Below are 3,987 nucleotides of genomic sequence, written 5' to 3' on the forward strand. Positions count from 1 at the left end.
ATGAACATGACGACCGAGGAAGCTTTTGTTAAGGTTTTGCAGTTGCATGGGATAGAGCATGCATTTGGGATCATCGGTTCTGCGATGATGCCTGTGTCTGATCTTTTTCCGCGTGCCGGGATCACGTTCTGGGACTGTGCGCACGAGACGAATGCTGGTCTGATGGCGGATGGTTTCACGCGTTCGACGGGCAAGATGTCGATGGCGATCGCGCAGAACGGCCCTGGCGTGACGGGGTTCGTGACGCCGGTGAAGACGGCCTACTGGAACCACACGCCGCTGCTTCTGGTGACGCCGCAGGCGGCCAACAAGACGATCGGGCAGGGCGGTTTCCAGGAGATGGAGCAGATGCGGCTGTTTGCCGACTGCGTCTGTTACCAGGAAGAGGTCCGCGACGCCTCGCGGATTCCCGAGGTGCTGAACCGGGTGATCATGCAGGCCTGGCGCAACTCGGCGCCGGCGCAGATGAACATCCCGCGCGACTTCTGGACCCAGGTGATCGACGTGGACCTGCCGCAGGTGGTGGCGTTCGAGCGTCCTGCGGGCGGCGAGCATGCGGTGTCCGAGGCGGCCCGGCTGCTGAGCGAGGCGAAGTTCCCGGTGATCCTGTCGGGTGCGGGCGTGGTCCTGTCGGGGGCGATCCCCGATCTTGTCCAGCTGGCCGAGCGTCTGGATGCGCCGGTCTGTTCGAACTATCAGCACAATGACAGCTTCCCGGGCAGCCACCCGCTGGCGATGGGCCCCCTGGGCTATAACGGCTCCAAGGCGGGGATGGAGATCATCCAGAAGGCCGATGTGGTGCTGGCCCTGGGCACGCGGCTCAATCCGTTCTCGACCCTGCCGGGCTACGGGATCGATTACTGGCCCAAGGACGCCCGGATCATCCAGGTCGACATCAATGCCGACCGGATCGGGTTGACCAAGAAGGTGACGGTGGGCATCCAGGGCGACGCGGCCAAGGTGGCGCGCGGCATTCTGGGCCAGCTTTCGGCGGATGCCGGCGATGCCGGTCGCGCGGAACGCCGCGCGCTGGTCGCGCAGACCAGGTCGCGTTGGGCGCAGGAATTGTCCAGCCTGGATCACGAGGAGGACGATCCCGGCACCGAATGGAACGAGGGCGCGCGCCGCCGCGACGCCGATCTGATGAGCCCGCGCCAGGCCTGGCGCGCGATCATGCAGGCGGTTCCGGCCGAGGCCATCGTCAGTTCGGACATCGGCAACAACTGCGCCATCGGCAATGCCTATCCCAGCTTCGAGGCGGGCCGCAAATACCTGGCGCCGGGCCTGTTCGGCCCCTGCGGCTATGGCTTTCCGGCGATCCTGGGGGCCAAGATCGGCAATCCGGACACGCCGGTGATCGGGTTTGCGGGCGACGGCGCCTTCGGGATCTCGATGAACGAGATGACGGCCTGCGGCCGCGACGACTGGCCGGCGATCACGATGGTGATCTTCCGCAACTACCAGTGGGGCGCGGAAAAGCGCAACACGACGCTGTGGTATGACAACAACTTCGTGGGCACCGAGCTGGACCGCGGCACGTCCTATGCGGGGATTGCGCAGGCCTGCGGGGTGAACGGGGTGCAGGTGAAATCCGCCGAGGAGCTGACCGATGCCCTGCACCAGGCGGTCGAGCGTCAGATGAAGGAGGGCGAGACCACCTTCATCGAGGTCCTGCTGAACCAGGAACTGGGCGAGCCGTTCCGGCGCGACGCGATGAAGAAGCCGGTGCCGGTCGCCGGGATCGACGCGGCGGACATGCGTCCGCAGAAAGGCGCGGCAGCCTGATTGCAGCCCGTCCCGGCCCGGCGGCCTCGGCCGCCGGGCCCCTCCAGAGGAGCTTTCCCCATGACCCGTCCCCTGACCGGTCCCGCGGCAGGCCTTGCCGCGCGGCTGCCGGGCCGTGCCCGCCTGCACGAGATGTTTCCGGGCTTTGCCGTTTCGGTTCTTGTCGCGGCCACCGCGCAGTTTTTGTCGGAACATTACGGTGCGCCGGCGATGCTTCTGGCGCTGCTTCTGGGTCTGTCGCTGAACTTTCTGGCCGAGTCGGGCACGCGGACCGCGCCCGGCATCGAGGTGACCGCCCGCACCGTGCTGCGGCTGGGGGTGGCGCTGCTGGGGGCGCGGATCAGCGTCGAGATGCTGGCCGGGCTTGGCGGCCCGGCGATCGCGCTGGTGGTGGCGGGGGTGGTGCTGACCATCGGCTTCGCGCTGCTGGCCAGCCGGTTCGTGGGCCGCGGCTGGCGGTTTGCGCTGCTGACCGGCGGCTCGGTGGCGATCTGCGGCGCCTCGGCGGCGATGGCCATCGCCGCGGTGCTGCCGCGGCACGAGAAATCCGAACGCGACCTGGTCTTCACGGTGCTGTCGGTGACGGTGCTGTCGACGGTGGCGATGGTGGTCTATCCGATGCTGTCGGGTCTGTTCGGCTTTACCGCCCGCGATTCCGGCGTGTTTCTGGGCGGCACCATCCATGACGTGGCGCAGGTGGTCGGCGCGGGGTTTTCCATCGGCCCCGAGACCGGCGAGACCGCGACACTGGTCAAGCTGATCCGGGTGTCGATGCTGGCGCCGGTGGTGCTGTGCTTCTCGCTGGTCATTCGCCAGATGGGGCTGGCGGATCTGTCCGAGGGCAGGCGCCCGCCGCTGCTGCCGGGCTTCGTGCTGGGCTTTCTGGCGCTGGCGGCGCTGAACTCGATCGGGCTGATCCCGCAGCTTCTGGCGGACTGGGCCGGCGCGCTCAGCCGGTGGGCGCTGCTGATCGCGATCGCGGCGGTGGGCATCAAGACCTCGCTGGCGCGGATGCTGGACGTCGGCTCGGGCGCGATCGCGCTGATGGTCGCCGAGACCGTGTTCCTGGGCGTCTTCATCGTCGCCGGCCTGCATTTCCTGGGCTGAGCCGGTGCACGCGGTCTTCGCCCCCCGCACCCCGTCCGGCCCACCCCGTCCGCCGCAGGCCAGGCCCGGGCCGCGCCCGATCCCGTCCTGCCCCGCAGCCGTTCTTCCCTGACCGAAAGGCTTCGCCGATGAAACCGCTGGAACGTCTCTTCGACACGGCCCGCGCCGATCCGCGCCACATCATCCTGCCCGAGGGCGATGACCCGCGTGTCGCGCGCGCCGCCGCGCTGCTGGCCGAAGGGGGGCTGGCGCGGGTGACGCTGATGAACGGCCCCGAGATCCCCGGCGTCACCGCGCTGCGCCCGGCCGAGGCGCCCGACCTGGTCGAATTGTCGGCGCATTGGCACCAGATGCGGGCGGCCCGCGGCATGACCGCAGAACGGGCGCTGGAGGAGATGCGCGATCCGATCCGGCAGGCCGCGATGCGGGTCAGGCTGGGACAGGCCGACGGCACCCTGGGCGGCGCCGTCGCCACCACCGCCGAGACGGTGCGCGCGGCGTTGCAGATCATCGGCCGCGCCGAGGGGGCGGGGATCGTGTCCAGCTTCTTCCTGATGCTGTCCTGCGGCCCCGAGGCGCCGATCCGGGGCGGCATGATCTTCGCCGATTGCGGCCTCGTCATTCAGCCCGACGCGGCCGAGCTGGCCGCCATCGCCCGTTCGGCCGCGCAATCCTGCCGGCAGGTGCTGGCCGAGACGCCGCGCGTGGCGCTGCTGTCCTTCTCGACCGCGGGCTCGGCCGACCATCCCAGCCTGGCCCGGATCCACGAGGCGCTGGCGCTGATCCGGGCCGCCGAACCCGATCTGGAAGTCGATGGCGAGATCCAGTTCGACGCCGCGCTGGACGACGCCATCCGCGCCAGGAAGGCCCCCGGCAGCCGGCTGACCGGACGCCCCAATGTCTTCATCTTCCCCGACCTGGCCTCGGGCAATATCGGCTACAAGATCGCCCAACGCCTCGGCGGGCTCGACGCCATCGGACCCATCCTGCAAGGCCTCGCAAAACCCGCAAACGACCTGTCGCGAGGATGCACAACAAAAGACATCATCAACGCCGCAGTCATAACAAATATACAAACAATCAGGAAATGACGCG

At 68.5% G+C, this 3,987-nt stretch carries 3 protein-coding genes; all 3 read left to right on the top strand.

Going from position 1 to position 3,987, the window contains the following annotated elements; genetic code table 11:
- The 3 genes from xsc (at position 1) to J7359_RS19725 (ending at position 3,983) form a co-directional block, all read left to right on the top strand.
- Positions 1-1,785, top strand: a complete 1,785-nt coding sequence (gene xsc, locus J7359_RS19715; RefSeq protein WP_209059916.1) for a sulfoacetaldehyde acetyltransferase — start codon at positions 1-3, stop codon at positions 1,783-1,785.
- A 132-nt stretch (positions 1,786-1,917) separates the two neighbouring features.
- Positions 1,918-2,892, top strand: a complete 975-nt coding sequence (locus J7359_RS19720; protein ID WP_247740554.1) for a putative sulfate exporter family transporter — start codon at positions 1,918-1,920, stop codon at positions 2,890-2,892.
- A 128-nt stretch (positions 2,893-3,020) separates the two neighbouring features.
- The gene (locus tag J7359_RS19725) at positions 3,021-3,983 is read left to right on the top strand and encodes a phosphate acetyltransferase (protein WP_209059923.1); all 963 of its coding nucleotides are present in this window, start codon (positions 3,021-3,023) and stop codon (positions 3,981-3,983) included.
- Positions 3,984-3,987 lie beyond the last annotated feature (4 nt).

This window comes from Paracoccus sp. R12_2, assembly GCF_017744015.1.
Lineage (GTDB): Bacteria > Pseudomonadota > Alphaproteobacteria > Rhodobacterales > Rhodobacteraceae > Paracoccus.